At 66.8% G+C, this 20,119-nt stretch carries 20 protein-coding genes; 8 read left to right on the top strand and 12 right to left on the bottom strand.

Annotated features, from left to right (window positions below; translation table 11 throughout):
* Nucleotides 1-7: 7 nt before the first annotated feature.
* The gene (locus K3G64_RS04960; protein ID WP_238889404.1) at nt 8-2,458 is read right to left on the bottom strand and encodes an alkaline phosphatase family protein; all 2,451 of its coding nucleotides are present in this window, start codon (nt 2,456-2,458) and stop codon (nt 8-10) included.
* A gap of 137 nt (nt 2,459-2,595) precedes the next feature.
* Nucleotides 2,596-3,567: an aldo/keto reductase gene (locus K3G64_RS04955; protein ID WP_238889402.1), complete on the bottom strand. Its 972-nt coding sequence runs from the start codon at nt 3,565-3,567 to the stop codon at nt 2,596-2,598.
* Between the two features lie 153 nt (nt 3,568-3,720).
* Here K3G64_RS04955 and K3G64_RS04950 point away from each other — a divergent pair, with 153 nt between their 5' ends.
* Nucleotides 3,721-5,382: an NERD domain-containing protein gene (locus K3G64_RS04950; RefSeq protein WP_238889400.1), complete on the top strand. Its 1,662-nt coding sequence runs from the start codon at nt 3,721-3,723 to the stop codon at nt 5,380-5,382.
* A 47-nt stretch (nt 5,383-5,429) separates the two neighbouring features.
* Here K3G64_RS04950 and K3G64_RS04945 read toward each other — a convergent pair whose 3' ends face one another.
* From K3G64_RS04945 to K3G64_RS04925, 5 genes are all read right to left on the bottom strand, one after another.
* Entirely contained in the window at nt 5,430-5,846 is a 417-nt protein-coding gene (locus tag K3G64_RS04945; protein ID WP_238889399.1) for a hypothetical protein, read from the bottom strand.
* Nucleotides 5,847-6,092: 246 nt separating this feature from the next.
* Complete coding sequence (locus tag K3G64_RS04940) at nt 6,093-6,536, bottom strand: hypothetical protein (RefSeq protein WP_238889398.1); 444 nt, start codon at nt 6,534-6,536, stop codon at nt 6,093-6,095.
* A gap of 35 nt (nt 6,537-6,571) precedes the next feature.
* The gene (locus K3G64_RS04935; protein WP_238889397.1) at nt 6,572-8,305 is read right to left on the bottom strand and encodes a TNT domain-containing protein; all 1,734 of its coding nucleotides are present in this window, start codon (nt 8,303-8,305) and stop codon (nt 6,572-6,574) included.
* Nucleotides 8,306-8,314: 9 nt separating this feature from the next.
* Nucleotides 8,315-8,629 (bottom strand): WXG100 family type VII secretion target, encoded by a 315-nt coding sequence (locus K3G64_RS04930; RefSeq protein WP_238889396.1) that lies wholly within the window; start codon nt 8,627-8,629, stop codon nt 8,315-8,317.
* A 111-nt stretch (nt 8,630-8,740) separates the two neighbouring features.
* Nucleotides 8,741-9,952, bottom strand: coding sequence for an FAD-dependent oxidoreductase (locus K3G64_RS04925; RefSeq protein WP_238889395.1), 1,212 nt, complete (start codon nt 9,950-9,952; stop codon nt 8,741-8,743).
* A 160-nt stretch (nt 9,953-10,112) separates the two neighbouring features.
* Here K3G64_RS04925 and K3G64_RS04920 point away from each other — a divergent pair, with 160 nt between their 5' ends.
* The 4 genes from K3G64_RS04920 to K3G64_RS04905 are packed head-to-tail and all read left to right on the top strand — an operon-like array spanning nt 10,113 to nt 14,275.
* Complete coding sequence (locus K3G64_RS04920) at nt 10,113-12,521, top strand: nitric-oxide reductase large subunit (protein ID WP_238889394.1); 2,409 nt, start codon at nt 10,113-10,115, stop codon at nt 12,519-12,521.
* Entirely contained in the window at nt 12,518-13,150 is a 633-nt protein-coding gene (locus tag K3G64_RS04915) for a hypothetical protein (protein WP_238889393.1), read from the top strand. The genes K3G64_RS04920 and K3G64_RS04915 overlap by 4 nt, the downstream gene beginning before the upstream one ends.
* On the top strand, nt 13,150-13,965 hold the full coding sequence (locus K3G64_RS04910) for a slipin family protein (RefSeq protein WP_238889392.1): 816 nt from the start codon (nt 13,150-13,152) through the stop codon (nt 13,963-13,965). Before K3G64_RS04915 ends, K3G64_RS04910 begins: the two co-directional genes overlap by 1 nt.
* A complete protein-coding gene (locus K3G64_RS04905; protein ID WP_238889391.1) occupies nt 13,958-14,275 on the top strand; it encodes a hypothetical protein in 318 nt (105 codons plus the stop codon). Before K3G64_RS04910 ends, K3G64_RS04905 begins: the two co-directional genes overlap by 8 nt.
* 3 nt (nt 14,276-14,278) lie before the next feature.
* On the opposite strand, the gene K3G64_RS04900 is transcribed toward K3G64_RS04905, so the two are convergent.
* From K3G64_RS04900 to K3G64_RS04890, 3 genes are all read right to left on the bottom strand, one after another.
* Nucleotides 14,279-14,959: a sensor domain-containing protein gene (locus tag K3G64_RS04900; protein WP_238889389.1), complete on the bottom strand. Its 681-nt coding sequence runs from the start codon at nt 14,957-14,959 to the stop codon at nt 14,279-14,281.
* Between the two features lie 171 nt (nt 14,960-15,130).
* On the bottom strand, nt 15,131-15,361 hold the full coding sequence (locus K3G64_RS04895) for a hypothetical protein (RefSeq protein ID WP_238889388.1): 231 nt from the start codon (nt 15,359-15,361) through the stop codon (nt 15,131-15,133).
* Nucleotides 15,362-15,479: 118 nt separating this feature from the next.
* Nucleotides 15,480-16,490: a TIGR03617 family F420-dependent LLM class oxidoreductase gene (locus K3G64_RS04890; protein ID WP_238889386.1), complete on the bottom strand. Its 1,011-nt coding sequence runs from the start codon at nt 16,488-16,490 to the stop codon at nt 15,480-15,482.
* Between the two features lie 118 nt (nt 16,491-16,608).
* Here K3G64_RS04890 and K3G64_RS04885 point away from each other — a divergent pair, with 118 nt between their 5' ends.
* Nucleotides 16,609-17,085 carry a DUF1942 domain-containing protein gene (locus K3G64_RS04885; protein ID WP_238950411.1) on the top strand — a complete coding sequence of 159 codons (477 nt, stop codon included), beginning with the start codon at nt 16,609-16,611 and terminating at the stop codon, nt 17,083-17,085.
* Nucleotides 17,086-17,116: 31 nt separating this feature from the next.
* Here K3G64_RS04885 and K3G64_RS04880 read toward each other — a convergent pair whose 3' ends face one another.
* Nucleotides 17,117-17,449 carry a hypothetical protein gene (locus K3G64_RS04880; RefSeq protein WP_370647165.1) on the bottom strand — a complete coding sequence of 111 codons (333 nt, stop codon included), beginning with the start codon at nt 17,447-17,449 and terminating at the stop codon, nt 17,117-17,119.
* A gap of 120 nt (nt 17,450-17,569) precedes the next feature.
* Between K3G64_RS04880 and K3G64_RS04875 the strand changes: the two genes are divergently transcribed.
* On the top strand, nt 17,570-18,124 hold the full coding sequence (locus K3G64_RS04875; RefSeq protein ID WP_238889383.1) for a TetR/AcrR family transcriptional regulator: 555 nt from the start codon (nt 17,570-17,572) through the stop codon (nt 18,122-18,124).
* 4 nt (nt 18,125-18,128) lie between these two features.
* Here K3G64_RS04875 and K3G64_RS04870 read toward each other — a convergent pair whose 3' ends face one another.
* Entirely contained in the window at nt 18,129-19,349 is a 1,221-nt protein-coding gene (locus K3G64_RS04870) for an oxygenase MpaB family protein (protein ID WP_238889382.1), read from the bottom strand.
* A 69-nt stretch (nt 19,350-19,418) separates the two neighbouring features.
* Here K3G64_RS04870 and K3G64_RS04865 point away from each other — a divergent pair, with 69 nt between their 5' ends.
* Complete coding sequence (locus tag K3G64_RS04865; protein ID WP_238889381.1) at nt 19,419-20,051, top strand: TetR/AcrR family transcriptional regulator; 633 nt, start codon at nt 19,419-19,421, stop codon at nt 20,049-20,051.
* Nucleotides 20,052-20,119 lie beyond the last annotated feature (68 nt).

Raw genomic sequence — 20,119 nt, 5'->3', positions numbered from 1 at the left:
CGAAGGCCTACGCGGCCTTCACCTCCCAGAATCCGTTCATGGGAACGGCGTATCGGTCATTGTTGGTCACTGGGGCCAGTCCGAGCGAATCCTCGATGGTGCGCAGCAGACTGTAGTGGTTGTAGTGGTCATCAGCGACGAACGAGCCGCTGCGCATCCCATCCGCTACGGCCCCCGCCGACGGGATGACGATCGTGACGATGTGGTTGCCTTCGTTGCCCACACCGGTCGACAGGTTGTTGTAGTCCTCGTCGAACGTGATGAAGATGGCGCTCCTTCTGGCCGGATCCTGCCACGTCGGCGAGTTGAAGATGGTGGTCAGCGGACCTTGGAGCCAATCGTCGCCAGCCTTGACGTTGTACTGATGGGCAGGGCTCAAGAAGCCCAGCACCCACCGTAGGATCCCGATCGGAAAGTCGGTGGGGCCTTCCATGTTCGTGGCGTCGTCGGCGGCGAACCACACGAAATTCGGGGCGGTGGTGGGATCGGCGAGGCCCTGCTGGAGCTGCGAGATGTCGAAGAGGTGTGTCGCGACGAGTTGGGGATCGTTGTAGATGTCGCTGAAGGCGAGGAAGGGCAGCCGGTCGGTCGGCGTGCTGTAGCCGCCGCCACCCTCCGCGTAGCCGGCCCACGTCTTGCCCACCTCGTCGAGGCGCTGCACCAGGGTCGGCGTCCCGGCCGGGAAGCAGTTCGACGGACAGTTGTAGTTGATGCCGAAGTCCGACCCGCCGATGATCGGATAGTAGTTCGGATCGCTCGGGTGGGTGAGGCCGTAGTAGTTCGACGCATATCCGTAGTTGTCGATCAGAAGGTTCAGGTAGGGGGCGTTCGGGCTGCCGACGATCTGAGACACCCCCTTGTTCTCCAAGTACACCATGAAGACGTGATCGAGTTGTCCCACAGTCGAATCCGGCCGTATCAGCGGCGCCGCGGACAGGCCGTCAGCGTCGACCTTGAACGACAGGTTGTCGGCGTAGGCGTTGTTGTAGTTGCCCAGAACGGGGTTGCGGTCATCGAACGACACCACCACTTGAGCCGCGCGGGTTCCGACCGGGATCGTCCCGACGGTGCGGCGGTGCAGCAGCCCGGTCGCGAACAGGCGGTCCCACGCCGTGACCGGCTTCAGCGATCCGGTGCCTAAGGCGACGCCGTTTTGGTTGAGGAATGTCACGGTGACCTTGGCGCGGGACGGGTCGATCAGGAAGCCGCCGAGGTCACCACTCAGCTCGTATTGCACTCCTCCCGAACGGTTGTCGATCGCGTCGGCGGCGGCGCTGAGGTCGACGTGCTGTCTCAGGGCGGAATCCGCCACCGGCCCACCGCCGAAGAACTGCCGCCCACTGTCGGGAGGAATCGGGATGGCCCCGCCGTGCCCGGGAAACGCCAGCAGGTTCGGCAGCACCGGCCCAGGCGATGGCGTGGGCACCGGGAACCGGCGTGGGGTGTCGTACTCGATGACCGTCGGAGTGCCGGCGAGTGTCCAGCCCGGGACGGTCACGGCGCTGTAGCCCGACAGAGACGGGTCACCGATTTCGGCGCCCGGGTTGACCAGAAGGTTGGGCGCCTGCAGCAGGGTGGGACTCGCCGGCGTCGGCGAGGTGTGCGGGAGCAGGATGCGCCGGAACTCGTCGCGCACGTACGCCAGCAACGCCCACAGCACCGGCGACTGCGCGGGGGAACCCGGACCCAGCGGCGCCAGCAGCGCCTGCAGCACGGAGTTCACCAGGTGCGCGGTCACATTGACGAGGAAGGTGTGGGGCTCCTCGAGGATGTCCGCGAAGGTCGGCCGCGGCGGCGTGACCACCGCCACGGGCGGCGTGCGCGTGCTGGACGTCGCAAGCGGGGCCGCCAACGCCACGGTGTGCAGTGCAGGCTCCTCCGCCGCGGTGCCGGTGCGCAGGAGTTCTGTAGATTGCGTTGTCGGAGAGGGCTTCTCGGTGCCGTCCGTCGACTGGACATCGGCGAAGGCGTCAGGCTGGCTGAAGGTTCGTGCGCGATGGCCCACCGGTTGCCCGTCGGACTCGGCGATGCTCGAGTCGTCACCGGTGACGGGCGGGTCGGCACCTTCCTGGTTCACCGGCAACGTGCCCGCCTCACCCGCGGCGGGGACGACGTTCTCGTCCCCAAGCGTGGCGGCGGCAAGCTCGTTCTCATCGCCGCCGAAGGCGCTCTCCTCCCCGGCCTCCTCGGCGGCGGTGTCGACGGCGTCGACGTCGGCGTCGGCCTCGGAGAACTTCGTGGAGTCCGGTGGCGCGTTCGGCCCCGGAGCCGACTCCTTCGCGCCGTCGGCCTCGCCGGCCGGCGCACCAGCACCGCCCGGCCCCGGATTGGACGGCGACGACGAGCCGGAGTCCGTCGGCTCTGCGATCGCCACTGCGGGCATGGTGGCGAGCGCGGCCCCGACCGAGAGGGTGACCGCCAACGCGCCGAACCGGGCAACATGTCGGGCGTAAGCCATCGGGCGCTCCTCGCCGCGTGCGGGTGTGGCGACGTGACATTACGCCGACGACAATTACCGCGTGCGAAGAACGGGGAGTTTGCCCTGGTTCGCGAGGCCATCGCCGCCCCCGACGGCGTGACGTCAACTTTGCTTGGTCAGCGGCGGCCGATCTTCTCGCGGACGGTGTCGGCGAAGCTGCGGCGAAATGACACCGGCCGAAAGGCCCGCGCCGCGGCGGTCAGCGCGTCCTGTGACTCGGCGCTCAGCTCGATCTCGGCGGCGGCGACGTTGAATTCGAGTTGCTCGACGCTGGAGGCCCCGGGAATGGCGACCACCCCGGGCAGGCTCACCAACCACGCCAGCGCAACCTGCGCCGGCTTCGCGCCGACCTCGGCGGCCACGTCGCGCAGCGTGGTCAACAGCGGCTCCACCCGGTGGAGGTTCTCGGTGCCGAACAGCGGGTTGTATCGACGCACGCCGCTGGGGCGGTTGTCGACGCCGTACTTCCCGCCTAGCAAACCCTGCGCCAGCGGGCTGTAGGCGATCACCATGCGGTTCTCCCGCTCGGCGAACGGCACCAGGCGCTCCAGCGGCTGAGGGTGGGCCAGCGAGAAGTGCACCTGGTTGCTGATCACCGGCCGGCCGAGCGCCTCGTCGGCCTTGCGCCATCGCTCCAGCGAGTAGTTCGACACCCCCGCCGCGCCGATGCGTCCGCTGTCGAGCAGCTCACGCATTGCCGGCATGATCACCGAATCGGGGACCAGCGGGTTGGGTTGATGGATCTGGTACAGCGGAATGCAGTTCAGCTGTAACCGCTTGGCACTGGCCGCCGCGCGATGCCTGACGACCGGCGGAAACGGGGCGATCGCGAACACCTTGCTGGCCAACAACACATCGCCGCGCCCGTCGCCGAGCGCCTCGGCCAGGATGCGCTCGCTCCTGCCGTAGCCGTAGATCTCGGCGGTGTCGAACAAGGTGACACCCAGATCGCGGGCCCGGGTCACGATCTCGCGAGCCGGTCCGGCGGCGTAGCTGCTGCCGTACCCCCACTCCGGCGAACCGAACTGCCACGTGCCCAGGCCGATTCGACTGACCGATCCCAGTCCGGTTATCTGCAGGTACTTCATGTCGCCACCGTACTGACCGCGCTGGGTCGCCAACCGTGACGAAATCCTGACCGGACACCAACCGGGCTTGTCGGGGCCGGTCGCTACCATCGGCAACAACACTCACGGGGAGGGGTTGGACATGTCGTCGCGGTTCGAGAGCACAGCGCGCCGATGACGATCACGCCCACCGACACCCCGCGGCTGGCCAACCGCGCCGAGCGCCGCGTCTACCAGGCGCTGCTCGAGCAGCTTCAGCCCAACGACCTCGTCATCGCCGGCCAGCGCGTCACCGACCACCTCAAGGACCACGAGGTCGACTTCGTCGTCGCGATCGAGGGCGCAGGCATCGCGTGCCTGGAGGTCAAGGGCGGCGAGGTCTGGCACGACGGCGAGCACTGGCGCCAGAAACGCGGGGGGCATCAGCACACAATTCATCCGGTCCGTCAGGCCCGCGAAGCCTGCTACGCCCTGCGCGACTACATCGAGAACGACCCCCGCTGGACGCAGCCCCGGCTGCGCTGGGACCACATCGTGGTGCTGCCCAACACCGAACTGCCCGCCGACTTCGGGCTGCCCGACTGCCCGCGCTGGAAGGTCGTCGACCGCACCGACCTGCCCAAGCTCGCCGACAAGCTGCGCTACGTTCTGCTCCGCCAGGAGCTCGACCGGCCGCTGCTCGCCAAGGACGGCATCGACCAGATCATCACCGCGCTCAGCGGTCGCGGACTGCCGCAACGTGACGTCGTCGCCCGGGCCCTGGCCAACGAGGACGCCGCCGATGCGCTCACCGAGCACCAGGCCGTCATCCTGGACGCCACCCGGCTGCTCAACCGCATCGAGGTTCGCGGCGGCGCGGGCAGCGGCAAGACGTTCCTGGCGATGGAGCAGGCCCGGCGCCTGGCCCAGCGCGGTCAGCGCGTGGCCCTCGTCTGCTACTCGCACGGCCTCGCGTCGTATCTGGAGCGCATCTGCGCCACCTGGCCACGGCGCCAGCAGCCGGGCTACGTCGGCGAGTTCCATGCCCTCGGTGTGCAGTGGGGCGCGCCCGAGGGACCCGACGAGTCGCTGCGCACCGAAGAGACCGTCAAGTTCTGGGAGCAAGACCTTCCGCTGCAAATGGCCGAGCTGGCAACACAACTCGAACCCGGAAACCGATTCGACTCCATCGTCGTCGACGAGGCGCAGGACTTCGCCGACTCCTGGTGGGAACCGCTGCTGATCGCGCTTAAGGATCCCGACGAGGGTGGCCTGTACGTGTTCACCGACGAGGGGCAGCGCGTGTTCAACCGGTACGGCTCCCCGCCGGTACCGCTGGTGCCGCTGATCCTCGACCACAACCTGCGCAACACCCGCCAGATCGCCAACGCCTTTCAGCCACTCGTCGACCACCCGATGCGGTTCCTGGGCGGGGAGGGCCCGGCCGTCGAGTTCGTCGCCTGCAGCCGCCAGGACGCGATGAACGTCGGTGACGATCAGATCGAGGCGCTGCTCGAAGAGGGTTGGCGGCCTGAGGATCTCGCGTTGTTGACCACCGGCAGTCGGCATCCCGAGCAGGCCGAGCGGCAGAAGGAAGGGCACAAGGCGTACTGGGACACCTTCTGGGACACCGACCAGGTGTTCTACGGCCACGTGCTCGGCTTCAAGGGTCTCGAACGGCGCGCGGTGGTGCTGGTGGTCAACGACTCGAGCCAGTTCGAGCGCTCCCGCGAACGGCTCTACGTCGGGTTGTCTCGTGCGCGCGACCGACTCGTCGTGTGCGGAGATCCCGCCTTCATCCGCGAGGTCGGCGGACCGGATCTGGCGCGGCGGCTGAATATTCCGACGCCGCCGTAAAGACGACGCGCGGTTCGCTCACCGATTCAGATCCGCGAGACTGACGTCTAGTCGCAGTTCGCACATGCACCAGTCAATGACAGCTGCATACCGCAGTCACAGAAGCCGGCTTCCCGGCGTGTGCTTCGTGAGCGTTCGCCGCCGGAATGCACTTTCGTGAGTGGGTGCTCGACATACCACGTTCCTCGCCGAGAGCTTCGCTTTCGAGTTGCGCCATTGGCGATCCGCTTGAGCTCCTCCTCTTCGAAGCCGTTCGTGAATCCCCAGTAGATATGCAGATCTGGTTTACCGTCGCGTCGCTTGGCGACGATATACGTCTTGCGGGAGTTCCGCATCGTGCGGTACCCCGCGATGCCGATCGCGGTTGTGACGTCCATGATGAATGCGTGATTCTCGATGGGAATGCCCGCTTTCGACAGAGCTTCGGCGAGGGATTCGGAGGACGCCTCATTTCCTGCGGTCACGACGCGATGATAGGCGTCGAGGTCCGAGCGACGCGTGCAAGTCGCCGAATGAATGCGGGCCCAGGATCACCAGCCCGCAACGACCGTCATGCACCGAACGCTTTCGCGTTCAAGCAGGAACAGCTTCTGTTTGCCGTCTCTGGTGTCGCCGAACGGGGTGGAGTAGTAGACCTTGCCGTCAGGCCGCTGCGTTTCGGCGTGGCGTCTCGGTGAACGTGGCCTAATCCCTTTGGCATGAAGAACTCGCTACTTCAGATCCTGACGAACCATCTGCTCGATGTCGTCCACAGATTTCGACATCAGGTGGCTGAAAATCGTCGCCGGCACTCCCATCACAACCGCGTCGCCGAACGGAGAAGTCAGTCTATAGATGCCTTCTCGTAGCTGGTCTACTCGGACTTCGGGATTGAAGCCGAGTGCGTGCAGCGCACGTCCGAGTCCCGGCGCGCCGATTGCGCTGCGTGCTACGGACGCCCAGTTCCAGATGAGGTACTTCTCGGCCAGTTCGAAAGACGAGAAGCTGGCCGCGTCGTCGTGTCGTTGGCCACGTTCGTCGACTTGATCGAGTATCCATCGACCGGCCTCTTGTCTGAGGTAGAAGGATCCGTCCTCAGACTTGAAGCAGATCTGTGCGCCGTCGCAATCGGTAGACACTAATGCGTTCGCTAACTGGCTCATGTTCGACCACATGATCCAGTCGTTCGACAAGCGAGAGAAATCGACCACTATCCACCGGCTTTCCTGAAGAACTGCGAGTCAAGTAGATCTTGCACCGGAGCGTCGCGTCCGTCGGGCCCGATAATCCGATACTGGGTACCACCACCTGGTTGATGGAACCAGGGTGCAACCTGGGACTGCTCGATGTGGTATCCGGATGGGAGCAGAGCGGGATCGTTGACGACGTACCGATGATAGGGCTTCAAGGTGCTGTCTGGGGGTAGCGCCCGTTCGGCAAAGGGCGTTCCGTCAGTTGACAGCCACGCACCACCCGGGCTGCCGAATCGGTCCACTACGGTGCCAGCGGGTAAGTCAGCGTCGGGGTTAATCGTGCCCGGCACCGCATATGGCTTACTCGGCAGGTTCGCATCCGGGTAGATGAGACTGCCGTCGGGGTTGGTGAACTCCGGACCCGGGGGTGTCGGGTCGTAGCCGTCGAAAAGCGGAGATTCGACTGCGAGTGGTGCAGCCGCTGGCACATCAGGAAATTGGCCGCCGAAGGTGCCACCGACCGGAGTCGGAGTCGACTGCTCGACTGTGCCTGTCTGACTTGGCATATCGATGACGTCGTCGGGGATGGCCGCTCCGGCCCCCCGTAGCCCCAGCGCGGCTTCACCGCCGAACATGGCGGCCGGCGCTGTGAGGGAGGTTTCGCCGGCGAGCTCACCCAGGAAATGCTCGGGGTGGGTCAACAAGTGCTCGGCCTCCGCGCTCCAGGTGTCGATCGGGTTGGTGATTCGTTCCCAGCTGCCTTCGGCCATGTCGGCCCAGGCCCGTTTCAGCTCTTCCCACCCGTTCGCCCCGACGAGGTCCTTGATGTTCTCTTCGGCGTTGAACCAGCCATCCGCGAAGCCATTTGAAAAGCCCGGCGACGGCATCGGTGCGCGCTCGGGCGGCTTCTGCCCGCTGAGAGGCTTCTGCGCTGCGGCGACCATCGCGTCGAGTCGCTGCTCCGCCTGATCTGGCGGCACCCCTTGGCGCAGCATCGTCTGTCGGGCAAGATCTCTGAACTGTTCGACCTTCGCTGGACTAAGCGGGACCGGCCCGGCGGCCGGGCCATCGGCGGCTTCGCCGGGCTTGGGAAAAGCGGTTCCCTCGCCGGATCCTCCGGCAAGTTGATCGAGGGCATTGTCGAGACCGTCCGGTGCGGGGTGAGGCTCGCCGCGGTCGGCGTCGCTACGTCGACCGCCGTCCTCCGGGAGCAGCAGATCGTCCAACGAAGCCGCCGTCTTCACCGCCGGCCCGGCGCGACCGCCGGCGGAGGTTATCGCACCCGCCAGTTCGGCGTCGATCCGCTCACCGTCGGCGAGCGCGGCCCCAATGCGCTCCCGGAGATCGGAGACCTTGGCGGTCACCTGTGCGGCGTATTCCTGTGTCATGTGACTCGTGTCGGGCGGAATCACCTGATTGGTCGACTCGTTTACCCGGATCGCCGGGTGGGCGGCGGCGTCGTCGAGGATGTCCTTGATTGTTCCGGCGAGGTTCTCGGCGTCCTGATGGACGAGTTCCATCCGGTTCGCCGCTGTGCCGAGATTGTCTGCCGCGCCCTCATGGTCACCGGCCGCGGCCGCCATCGCGAACCTGGCCGCCTGGGCACCTTCCCCCTCCCAGGTCGACACGGCAATCAACGAGCGATAGAAGTCAACGGAGTCGGTGTGGTTTTCGGCGGCATCACGCGCTGACTGAGCCAGGTCGGCGATCTCAGGCGGCCACTGCTTGAGCTCCTTCAAGGTCGACGCCACGTGGTCAGCTCACTGTGCTGGACCCGCGTCGTCGATGGCGTCCGCGCCGCCGGCATCGGTTCGCTCATAGCTGTCCGCCGCCTCGCGATGTCTTCGCGCATGTTCGAGAAGCTGTCTGTCGAATCGCGCGCTGTCGGCCTCCCATGCCGCCAGCATCCCGGGCAACGCGGTCGCCGCCGATCCCGACCCGAGAGCCGCCTTGCTCGCCCGTGACTGAGCCGCTTGATGCGCAGTCCGAAACGCGCCGGCCTGACCATCGAGTCGATCTGCCGTCATGCGCAGTTCGGTCGGATCGACCTTCAGCGGTTCGTCCGGATGCGCCACCGCAGCCCCCCTTTTCAGTGTCAGCCGCAGATTAACACCGCTCCGAGAGCTGCTGACGCGCCAATTCTGTGGGTCAGGAGGACAGGCGTATGCGTCGATACGCACGCAGATTCAGCGTCGGGCGAAGTCGGGCGCTTCTTGGGGTAGTAGTCCGACTCCGACGAGATAAGCCGGAATGGCCGACAGTTGCGGAACACGCGCCACCAGCTTCAGCAGCGCCGCGGGCGGACTCACGTCGCGCCCCTCCAGTACGGGTGCCATCAGGCGACTGTGCAAGACGCGCTGCACCGTTTGGATCGCGACGGTCGGCAGTGCTCGCCGTCGGCTCACCGCCGCGAGATGTCGGGTCGTGAGCCGGCCGGTCCGAAGTGGTTGCGCGAGAATGCCGGCCGCCGCGACGGCGTCGGCGATGGCCACGTTGATCCCGACCCCGCCGGCGGGTGACATCGCATGTGCGGCGTCGCCGATACACAGCACTCCTTTGCTGTGCCAGCGACGGAGCCGGTCCAGCCGGACGTCGAGGAACTTGACGTCGTCCCACGACGTGATCGCCTCGGCCGAGGTTTCGGGCACCAATTCGGCGAGCTCGCGGTGCAGCGCGTCGAGCCCGTCGGCCCGCAGTTGCGCATCGCGTCCTTTCGGTATCAGGTAGGCGATCTGGAAGTAGCCCTCACGCGGGATCATGACCAGCAGCCGGCCTGGCCTGATGCGGGGAATCAAAGAGAACTCCGCGTCCTGGTTGCGGGGGAGCCGAAACCACCACACATCGAAGGGCACCGGGAAATCGCGGATCGGCAGGCCCGTGTCGCGTCGCACCACCGACGTGCGTCCATCGCAGCCCACGACCAAGTCGGCGCGCAGCTCGCCGGGACCCTCGGGGCTCATGTAGCGCACGCCGACGACACCATCGCGATCCCGAAGCAGCCCGGTCACCTCATGCTGCATGCGCAACGCGAAGGTGGGTTCCGCATCGGCCGCATCGGCAATGAGATCGAGGAGATCCCATTGCGGCACCATCGCCACGTAGGGGTGAGGCTGTTTCCGGAGGCGACGAAAGTCGACGAGGGTGAGCAGACGGCCATCGACGTCGAACTGGGCCTTCTCGACGACGGTGTGCGGCAGGCGGTCGAACCGCCCGAACAAACCCAGTTCGTCGAGCAAGCGCATGGTGACGGGATGCACGGTGTCGCCTCGAAAGTCACGCAGGAAGTCGGCGTGCTTCTCCAATACGGTGACCTCGACACCGGCGCGCGACAGCATCAATCCGAGGAACAATCCCGCCGGGCCGCCCCCGACGATCGCGCATGTCGTATTGTCGCTCACGCTGCCAGCATCCCGCATCATGTGCCGGCCCCGCAGCGACTTATCCATGCGCATACGCAACGGGTCGACCCGCGAATGTTTCCGACACGGCCACTTTCAGCACGGTGTTTCGATACGTTGACCGGGCACGCTGCGTCGTGAATCGGTCTCGCCTGGGGGTATGGCAGTGACAGAGCAGTTCTTGGAGCCCGTCCCGACCAAAGCCGAGCTTTCCATCTCCAAAGGATGGGTACAGGGTGTCGCCCTGGTCATGGTCTTCGGCTTCCTGATCATGGGGATGCTGGCCGCCCGAACGTACTCGGATTCGATGCCGCTGCCCGAGCGCGTCGTGGGCCCGGGCGGTCAGGCGCTCTTCACCGGGCAGCAGATCACCGCGGGCCAGCAGATCTTCCTGCGCCGAGGGCTGCAGCAGTACGGCTCGGTGATGGGTCACGGCGGCTACCTCGGCCCGGACTACACCGCGGAGTATCTACGGCTGTCGGCCGACCATGTCGGCCAGGAACTGCGCGACTCGGGCGTGCCGGACCCGACCGCCGCCCTCGTCGAGATGATGCGGACCAACCGCTACGACGAGGCCACCGGAACCCTGCAGTTCACCGCCGAGCAGGTGAGCGCATTCGAGGCGGTCCGCGCCTATTACGCCGACTTCTTCGGCACCGACACCACCGAGCACGGGCTCATCGCGCAGGTCATCACCGACCCGCAGGAGATCACCGACCTCACCGCGTTCTTCGCGTGGACCGCTTGGGCCAGTGCGGCCGAGCGCGAGGGTCACGCGTACTCCTACACCAACAACTGGCCGCCCGAAGAGCGGGTGAACAACACACCGACCGCAGACATCCTGGTCTGGTCGGCGATGTCGCTCATCGCGTTGCTCGCCGGTCTCGGCGCGCTGTTCGCCTTCTACGGCCGGTGGAGCCGCAGGATCGGCTGGCACGCCACAGAGACCCCGTCGCTTGCGTTCCGTCAACCCGGCGAGGTGGCCATCACGCCGTCCCAGAAGGCGACCGCATGGTTCTTCCTCGTCGTGGCCGTGCTGTTCCTCGGCCAGGCGGTGCTGGGCGGCGCCATCGAGCACTACCGCGCCGAGTTGAGCGACTTCTTCGGATTCGACCTCGCCCAGATCCTGCCGTTCAATCTGGCGCGGACCTGGCACGTGCAGCTGTCGCTGCTGTGGACCGCGGCCTCCTTCCTGGCCGCCGGCATCTTCCTGGCCCCGATCATCTCCGGGCGCGAACCGCGCAGGCAGTCGTGGCTGGCCTACGGGCTGCTCGGCGCGCTGTTCGTCGTCGTCGCCGGCACGCTGGTGGGCACGGCGTTGAGCACCTTCGGCGTCGACTGGGCCAAGGGCTCGATCTTCTTCGACCAGCAGTGGGAATACCTTGACCTGCCGCGGTTCTGGCAGATCCTGTTGGTGTTGGGGCTGTTCATCTGGATGGCGATCATCTTCCGCTCGATCCGGTCGCGCCTGAAGACCGAGAGCAAGCTGAACATGCCGTGGCTGTTCTTCTACGCCGGCCTGGCGATCCCCGCCTTTTACGCGGTCGGCATGCTCGCCGGCACCGAGACCCACCTGACCGTCGCCGAGTTCTGGCGCTTCTGGGTGGTGCATCTGTGGGTCGAGGACTTCCTCGAGTTGTTCACCACGGTGATGGTCGCCTACATCTTCGTGATGCTGGGCGTTGTGCGGCGCAGGATCGCGATCCAGCTGATCTTCCTCGACATCATCCTCTACTCGGTGGGCGGCGTGATCGGCACGATGCATCACCTGTACTTCTCCGGGACACCGGTCGAGCACATGGCGCTGGGGGCGTTCTTCTCGGCGATGGAGGTCATCCCGCTGACCTTCCTCACCGTCGAGGCGTGGACGTTCCTGCAACTCGGTTCGCGGCAGCAGTCCCGCAGCAGCGCACCGTTCCCGCACCGGTGGGCGGTGATGTTCCTGGTCGCCGTCGGCTTCTGGAATTTCGTGGGCGCAGGCATTTTCGGCTTCCTGATCAACCTGCCGATCGTGTCCTACTACCAGATCGGCACCGCGCTGACCGCCAACCACGCGCACGGCGCGATGATGGGCGTTTACGGGATGCTCGCCGTCGGGCTGGCGTTGTTCGCGCTGCGCTACATCATCCCGCCGCACCGATGGCCTGACAAACTGGCCAAGCTGTCGTTCTGGTCGCTCAACATCGGTTTGGCGTGGATGGTGTTCGCCACCCTGCTTCCGCTCGGTGTCCTGCAACTGTGGCACTCGGTCAACGACGGCTACTACGAGGCGCGGACATTGGGTTATATCTCCCAGCCGGGCAACGTCGTGCTGGAGTGGCTGCGGATGCCCGGTGACTTCCTGTTCATCCTCGGCGGCGTACTGCCTTTCGTCTGGATCGCCTGGGTCGGAGTGCGTCACGGCATCAAGGCGACGACGCACCGGCTGCCCGCCGAGACGCTGTTCGTCGAGGAGCACGCCGAGGCCGAGGAGGACCGGACCGGTCTGGCCGTGACGGGACGCAGCCGTTACGCCTCGGACCGCCGGGCGACGCTCGACGACGGCGACGACACCGGGAAGAGCCCATGACCGCGGGCATCGGGGTCGCCGCCTGGCTGACGGTCGGGTACGCCGCGGTGCTCGTGGCGATCGCGTACGGCATCGACACGTTCGCCCGGCGCGCCGCGGCCAAGGTGGAGCAGCACCGCTCGGGGGCGTTCGTCTACCACGAGGATCACGACGCTTGGCTGTGTCCGCAGGATCAGTGGTTGTGGCCCAAGTCCTTTGACCCCGACAACCGCGTGATGCGCTATCGCGGGAGCCCATCGATCTGCAACGCCTGCCCGGTGAAGCAGACGTGCACCACCTCACACGACGGCCGCGAGGTGATCCGGGCGATCGACAGCTGGCCGGCCTCGGAGGCCGCCCGCTTCCACCGCGGACTCGCCTGTGCGGTCGGCGCCATCGCCGTCATCTGGCCGCTGGCCATGGCGCTGGCGGCCGCCACCGTCGCCGAGGCGCTGCTGCTGGTCGGGTGCGCCGTCGCGGCCGGTCTGGTGTCGCTGCCGCTGTGGTCGCATCTGCGCCGTACCCCGGCGGTGCCGGCGGGGGTGGTGTTCCAGTCGCTCGACGACAACATCGAGGACCGGAAGCGGTTGGCCGAGGCCGAGATCCGTCATCGTTCCTCGTATGCATCCGACCGGCGGGAGGTGCGCTGATGGGCGCGTGGGTCGTTGTCGTGGTCTTGTTGGCCGTCCTGGTTCTCGGTGCGGCGGTCGCGTCCCTGCGCATCATCAAGGAATACGAGCGTGGCGTCGCGTTCCGCCTCGGCCGACTGCGCGGGCCGCTGGGTCCGGGCATGGTCATCGTGCTGCCCGGCGTGGACAAGCTCGTGCGCGTCGACCTGCGTACGGTGACGCTGACCATTCCACCGCAGGAGGTCATCACTCGCGACAACGTGACCGCCCGGGTCAACGCGGTGGTGCTGTTTCGGGTGACCGATCCCACGAAATCGGTGATGGCCGTGGAGAACTTCGCGATCGCCACGTCTCAGATCGCCCAGACCACGCTGCGCTCGGTCGTCGGTCGCGCAGATCTCGACACCCTGCTGGCCCACCGCGCCGACCTCAACGAGGACCTGGCCGCCTCGATTGCAAAACAGACGGAGCCGTGGGGCATCGTCGTCGAGGTCGTCGAGATCAAGGACGTCGAGATTCCCGAGATGATGCAGCGCGCGATGGCCCGTGAGGCCGAGGCGGAACGGGAACGACGGGCGAAGGTGATCAGCGCGCACGGTGAACTGCAGGCATCCGCCGAATTGCGCGACGCCGCGATCACGCTCAGCGAGAGCCCGGCGTCACTGCAGCTGCGTTATCTGCAGACCTTGCTCGAACTCGGCGCCGACCAGAACTCCACGGTCGTCTTCCCGATCCCGATGGACATCGTCCGCCCCTTTCTGGAAGCAGGACGGGAGGGCTCAGGCAGCCCCGGCGACGCTGTACCACATATCAGAAGGGTGAGATCCGATGAGTAGCAGCGCACCAGACCCCGCCGTGGTCGACGAAGCCGATGCGGTGGAGCCCGGCCGGCCCGTGGTCCTCGAGCCGAATCCGCCCGGCCTGTGGCGGGCGCTGCTGGGATCGGCGGTTGCCGCGCTCGGGCCACTTTTCGGCTTCCTCATCGGTGGCACCTTCGGGGCGGGGACGACCGGCGACTCGATCGACCCGATGTTCCTGTCGTTGTTCGTCGGCATCCTCGTCGGTGGCGTCGGGGTCTTGGTGGCGTTCTCCGGTGGCGCGCGACTGTGGCGGCATTTCCACGGACAGGATGCGATCGAACGCTGATCGCTACAACGCAGTCACGTGGGCCCCAATTTGCTCGGTGATCCTCACCGCCGAGTCGGCAGGGCTGGCGCTGCAGGTGTTCACGTCGATGATCACGTTGTTCCTCAACGCCAGCGCCCGCCCGCAAGCCCAACCCGGAGCGGCCGCATCCTGCAGTGTCGCAACGGTACTCAGCGTGTCGTTGACGTTCGAGATTTCACCGGCCGTCCACTCTGTTCCGCTTTGCGTGTGGGTGTAGTGGTGGCATGCCGGCCACTGCTGGGCGGAGGCATCGAAGAAGGTGCGCGCCTGGCGAACCGTAGGGAACAACACCACCGCCTGCTTGGCATAGTGCGCGAATCCGTCGCCGTCGTTGAGACTCTGCTCGCGCTCGGCCCGGTAACCAGTGTTGGCGTAGACGAGAGCCTCTGCCGCGCCGTCGATCGCGAGGCACTCCGGAGGGGCCATGGTGGCGCTGTTGTCAGACATCGAGCTCTGGTCGCTGGTGACCGTCATTCCGGTCGCCCCCATCGCGGCGTCCACCTGTTCCGGGCGGAGCAGCAACTGTGGCAGCTCACGCTCGAAGAGTGGCCGCGGGATCATCGTCGGGGTGGCGGGCAGCGTGGCGTCGCCCCTTGTCGTGGCGCAGCCGGCGATCAGTGTGCAGATCGCTGCGACTGCGATTGCGGTCGCTGGTCGGCGCATGCTCCGCCCCATTCCACTCGTGCCCAACCGATTTGCGTGCCGCGATGTCCCCCATCGCGGCTCACATAGCAATGGTGCGGCAACTGAGCCGTCGGGTCGGTGAGGTCTGACGGTGTTTCTGATAACGAAAGGCGCTGTTTCCGATAACGATTCGGAGCTGCGGTGCTTGGCCTAGGCGGCGTCCAGCGAGCACGCCTCGACTTCCTTGATTCCCCGACGCAAGTGCTCGGCGAGATACCACTCTTCACTGCTGTGGGCGTCGTGTGCGGCTCGGCCGACCGCCAGCTTGGCCTCCGCGAGATGTCCGCGGCGTTCGTCGCCGTCGGAGGCGATGGCCTCAAGCACGGCGGTCATCGCGTCCTGGCAGGCTCCAGCGAAGGCGCTCGATCGCTTTACCGACATGCTGGCTCCTCTCCGGGACGGCGGGACTGATCTACCTCTTACGTTACGCCGTTATTCCCATACGCATCCGCTTACCGACGCCGCGTAAACCCGAGACCCACGGTCGCTAGGACGGCAGCTAGGTCAGTTGGCGCGCAACCTCGCCGTACCGGGCGAACCGCTCCGGATCAGCCAGCGCGTTGTACAGCACGATGCGGGTGGCGACAGCGCCGTACTTCGCGCGCAACGCGTCGGCCAGACCGTCCCACGTCGACTCGGTCGCGAACGTCGCGATGTGCTCGTCGGTGATCTGCGCCGCCATCCCCGCGTAGTCACCGGCCTTCTGCTTCTCGCGGATCCGCGCCGTGGTTCCCTCGAAGCCCGCCTCGTCCCAGATGAACGCGTAGTTCGGTGTGCTGCCGTAGAAGCTCATGCTCGCCCGCACCAGCTCGCGCTCGCGGTCTCGCTCCTCGTCGGTGTCGCCGACGATCGTCATCACCGGCACGATCACCGCGACGTCAGACGTCGACCGCCCCGACTTGTCCGCTCCCTCAGCGACATTCGGCACCACATGGCGCGCGATGTAGCCCGGCTCGCCCAGCGGATGGACATGCACGCCGTCGGCCACCTCGCCCGCCATCCGCAGCATCCACGGGTTCACCGCCGCGATATCGACCTTCGGGTCCGGCGCGTCGATCGGCCCCGCACTCCACTGTGGCGTGATGAAGTCCAGGTCGTAGAAGTCGCCGTGATGGTCGAGCCGTCCGGTTCGGAACGCGTGGAAGCACGCCTTCACCGCCCGCACGTAGTCGCGCAGCCGAGGACCCGGCCGCTCGAACTCCACGCCGTAGCGCCTCACCACATGCGTCCGGACCTGAGTGCCGAGCCCGAGCCGGAACCTGCCGCCCGTTGCCTCCTGCAACTCCCACGCCGTCGCCGCCGTCACGAACGGGCTGCGCGGGAACGCGACCGCGACACCGGTCGACAAGTCGAGGGCCGGCGCGGCTTGCGCCGCGACCGCGGCATTGAGGTACGCCGTCCGGCCGGTTTCGGTGAACAGCATCCCCGAGAATCCCGCCGCCTTCGTCCGCCGGGCCAGATCACCGATCTCTCGGAGGGGCTGTGGGGTGGTCATCACGTCGACATGCACGGTCGCACAGTACGCCGGTCTGACCAGCGCCGATCCCCGATGCGACTTCGCGTTTGAAAGTCAGGCAACCGGGTAATCCCGCGCTGCTCACAGCGTCGTCAGGAGGGGAGAACTGGTGATGATGAAGAAACTCGCGGCCTGCGTGGGCGCCGCCGCAATCGCAATGACTGTCGCGGCCGGTACGGCCGGCCCGGCCTCGGCGGTCGAGAACGTCAAGCCGTTCGGTCAGCAGGCGAGACTGTTGGACTTCGTGACCGGCGGAACGATGATCGGCTACACGGTGAAAGACCTCCAGCCGAGCTCCGACCCCGTGCCCCACAACGGCCAGCTGTACGAAGCGACCCTTATCGTCGACGGCTTCGGGAGCCCGGCCACTCCGATGCTTCACATGTTCAACGCGCGCGCCGAGAACAGGGCTCTGTACCGCCTCGTCGGCAACGCCGGCCCCGGCCCCGTACCGCCGGGCGGCAGCTCGACGGGCAAGCTTTACTTCGAGGTCGTGGGTATGGCGCCGAACAGCGTCGTCTACAACGACGGCACCCGCGACATCATCGCGTGGATTCCGGGCCAGCCGCAGGGTGGCACGCGTCCGTAGCGGCGGGTGCTCAGTCGCGGCCATCGGGTGATCAGGCGGCGCGCCGATCCACCGAGTTCTTCGGTTCCCTCAGAACGGACACGGTCCGCTGCGGGTCGCTGGGCACCCCGCGATAGGTCAGCAGGTAGCGGTCGATCTGCTCGCGGCGCAGCGGTCGCGCCCAGACGTTTGCGCCTTCGATCGGGATACCGCTGTCGTTGGACTCCGCCCGCCTACGGGCACCGACGCGGAACCCCACGACCGTGGCGAACATCAGCACGACCAGACTCGCGCCGATGGCTCCGGCCACCTTGCTTCCGACGGCCAGGGCGTAGACGAACAGCCCTAGTGCCACGAACACCAAGAGCAGACCGACGTACGCCACATCGGTCAACGAGATTCGTCTGAAATTCCGCAACACGTTTACCAACTCCAATCACGAGACAAAACGCTACGTGTAGCGTTTTTCTCGCGACAGGTATTCCCGGCCGAACGAGGAGACGCGATGGCACAACGACGCGATGTCGACGACGGCATCGCGGACGCCACATTGGGCCTCCTACGAACCAAGGGCCCCAGGTCGGTGACGGTCGAAGCCGTAGCGGCCCGTTCGGGTATCGCGAAGACGACCATCTACCGGCGGCATCGCGACCGACGCGACATGTTGTCGGTCGCGCTGGCGGGCCTGGCCTCTCCTGAGCCGCTCGGTGCAGAAGCGGACGCGGCCGACCGGTTGCGCTGGCTCATCGGGGAAGCCGTCAAGACCATCGAGGTCGGCATCGGATTCGGCGGCCTCGCCGCGCTGCTCACCGACGACGACCCTGACTTCACGAAGCTCTTCCGTCGCATCCTCACCCGCCAGCGGGCCGAACTCGAATCGGTGATCGCGGCCGCGAAGGCCGATGGCTCGTTTCGCAAAGACATCGCCGGCGCCACACTCGTCGACGCGGTGGTCGGTGCCGTCATCGCCGAGCGCGCCCGCACGGGCCGCGTCGCGAACGGGTGGGAAGAGCGACTGTTCGACCTCTTCTGGCCCCTTGTACGTTCCGGAGCCGACTGACGGGTTACGCCACCCGGCTCACATGGGCGGCCGACTCGCCGATCGTCGCCTCGCCGTCACCGATCATGGTGCGCAGCAGCGCCTTCTGCTCTCGCTCGCCCCGTGATGCCGCACGATGGAGCCCGCCACGCCGCGTCAGCGCCGCCGCGCTCCGCATCAGGTTCGCCGGCATCTTCAAGAGCGGATACCACGGCGGCACATAGGTTGGCAGGCCCAGCGAGCGCATCGCCCGCGGCCCCAGGAATCCGCTGGTCACCGACAGATGCTGCGCCCGCGCCAACCGCCGGCGCACACCGCCAAGCGTGCCGTAGTGCCACTGCATCGGGTCGTCGGCCATCGGCATCGCCAACTGCTTGGTCGACTCGTCCGGCTCCGACAGCGCCGCGACCGTGTGGTACAGCACCCGAACGCCGTCGCGGAAGTCACGTGGCAGCCACTCGTCATCCACCCCGATCAGCCACCCGACATACCGTGTCAGGTGTGCGATGCCGTCAAACTCTCTGGGCGACAACACAAGCCCCATGCCGATGCCACCCGCGGCAGGGGCGATGAGCGCGCCGACCAGTGTCGCCGCCATGTCGGTCTGGTTGACCGGCACCCCCCACTCGTCGCCCCGCCAGTCGGGCATCGCCGCGACGTGCCTGCGCACGAACGCGTGGATCAGCCTGACACGGATCGTCGACCGGTAGCCGGCACCCAACGGCGCCATCCCGTCCTCCGAGATGACGTCCATCGCCCACTGCATTGTCTCGGCGAACCGCTTGTTCGAGCCCTTCTCCAGCGCACCGGTCCGGATCAGCGTCTTGTTGAACCCGGAGAACTGGTAGCCGCCCAACAGCGACACGTCACGCGCGATGTACATGCCGTCGGCGCCGCCGCGGCGCATCGCCCGCTGGCCGATACGCAGCAACTTCCAGTCGACCCACTCCGGCACCGCCTCGATCCCGGTGAAGAAGTCCCGCAACGGTTCTGGCGCATCGGGCACGGTGGCGATGCCGGACGTCAGCGCACGGTCGAACAGCGGCCGGGCCTGCTCCATGCCCGTCGTCGACATCCATTCGACCAGGCGGTCCATCGGCTCGTCGCCCACGTTGAGGTGTTCGCCGAGCCTCTGCCACCGCTCGGCGGACGGCGCTTCGATCCCCAGCAGGGCGGTGAACAACTTCACGGCCGCAGGGACAGGCCCTGGTCGGGACGGGTGGCGGGCCGGAACGGGCTGACTCATCGGACTCTCCCTTGAGCACTTCTGATAACAACCGTTGTCCAAAGCTAACGTGCAGGTAGGGTCGTGTCAATGAGGCGCGCGGAGGTGGTGCGTGACTACGGCGGTGTGAGCGCGGACGACCGCCGCACCGAACGGCGCCACAAGCTGCTCGCCGCCGCGCGCCGGATCTGGGGCGCGTCGGGCGTCACGGAGGTGACCGTGCGCGGCGTGTGCAGCGCGGCGGGTCTGACCACGCGCTACTTCTACGAGCAGTTCGACAACCGCGAGGCGATAGTGTTCGCCGTCGCCGACGAGGTCCGCGACGAGCTGCTCGCCGCGCTGGTCGCCGCGGGTGTCGGCGACCCCGGCACGCTGACCGACAAGCTGCGCTCGGCGCTGACGGCGTTCCTGGAGACCATCGCCGCCGACCCGCACATCCACCGCATCGCGACCGGCGACGTCAGCACCGTGCCCGGGCTGGCCGAGCACCGCGCCGGCATCCTCGACCACATCGCCGCGCTGATCGTCGAACTGGCCCCCGAGGTCCTCGGCGCCGAGACGCCCAACCCCGATGCGCTGCGCCATGGCGCCCTGTTCATGGTCGGCGGGGCGAACTCGCTCATCGAGTCGTGGTTGGCGGAGCCGACCGAAACGCCTGCCGAACTCGCGGCGGTCGCCGCCGACCTGTGCGTCGCTGTGGTGAAGGGCCTCGGCACCAGCTAGGGCGGGTGCGGCTGATACGGCCTGCCGCACCGCCGGCCACGCGAAGAACTCGTTGCGCAACGAGACTT

Source organism: Mycobacterium sp. IDR2000157661, from assembly GCF_022317005.1.
In the GTDB taxonomy this organism is placed as follows: Bacteria; Actinomycetota; Actinomycetes; order Mycobacteriales; family Mycobacteriaceae; genus Mycobacterium.
Note: the sequence above shows the minus strand (reverse complement) of the source record. Positions and strands in the feature narration are given on the sequence as shown.

Excerpts from the sequence above, each read along its gene's own strand:
- K3G64_RS04960 (WP_238889404.1), bottom strand. The coding sequence starts at position 2,458 with ATGGCTTACGCCCGACATGTTGCCCGGTTCGGCGCGTTGGCGGTCACC.
- K3G64_RS04955 (WP_238889402.1), bottom strand. The coding sequence starts at position 3,567 with ATGAAGTACCTGCAGATAACCGGACTGGGATCGGTCAGTCGAATCGGC.
- K3G64_RS04950 (WP_238889400.1), top strand. The coding sequence starts at position 3,721 with ATGACGATCACGCCCACCGACACCCCGCGGCTGGCCAACCGCGCCGAG.
- K3G64_RS04940 (WP_238889398.1), bottom strand. The coding sequence starts at position 6,536 with ATGTGGTCGAACATGAGCCAGTTAGCGAACGCATTAGTGTCTACCGAT.
- K3G64_RS04920 (WP_238889394.1), top strand. The coding sequence starts at position 10,113 with ATGGCAGTGACAGAGCAGTTCTTGGAGCCCGTCCCGACCAAAGCCGAG.
- K3G64_RS04915 (WP_238889393.1), top strand. The coding sequence starts at position 12,518 with ATGACCGCGGGCATCGGGGTCGCCGCCTGGCTGACGGTCGGGTACGCC.
- K3G64_RS04910 (WP_238889392.1), top strand. The coding sequence starts at position 13,150 with ATGGGCGCGTGGGTCGTTGTCGTGGTCTTGTTGGCCGTCCTGGTTCTC.
- K3G64_RS04905 (WP_238889391.1), top strand. The coding sequence starts at position 13,958 with ATGAGTAGCAGCGCACCAGACCCCGCCGTGGTCGACGAAGCCGATGCG.
- K3G64_RS04900 (WP_238889389.1), bottom strand. The coding sequence starts at position 14,959 with ATGCGCCGACCAGCGACCGCAATCGCAGTCGCAGCGATCTGCACACTG.
- K3G64_RS04895 (WP_238889388.1), bottom strand. The coding sequence starts at position 15,361 with ATGTCGGTAAAGCGATCGAGCGCCTTCGCTGGAGCCTGCCAGGACGCG.
- K3G64_RS04885 (WP_238950411.1), top strand. The coding sequence starts at position 16,609 with ATGATGAAGAAACTCGCGGCCTGCGTGGGCGCCGCCGCAATCGCAATG.
- K3G64_RS04875 (WP_238889383.1), top strand. The coding sequence starts at position 17,570 with ATGGCACAACGACGCGATGTCGACGACGGCATCGCGGACGCCACATTG.
- K3G64_RS04870 (WP_238889382.1), bottom strand. The coding sequence starts at position 19,349 with ATGAGTCAGCCCGTTCCGGCCCGCCACCCGTCCCGACCAGGGCCTGTC.
- K3G64_RS04865 (WP_238889381.1), top strand. The coding sequence starts at position 19,419 with ATGAGGCGCGCGGAGGTGGTGCGTGACTACGGCGGTGTGAGCGCGGAC.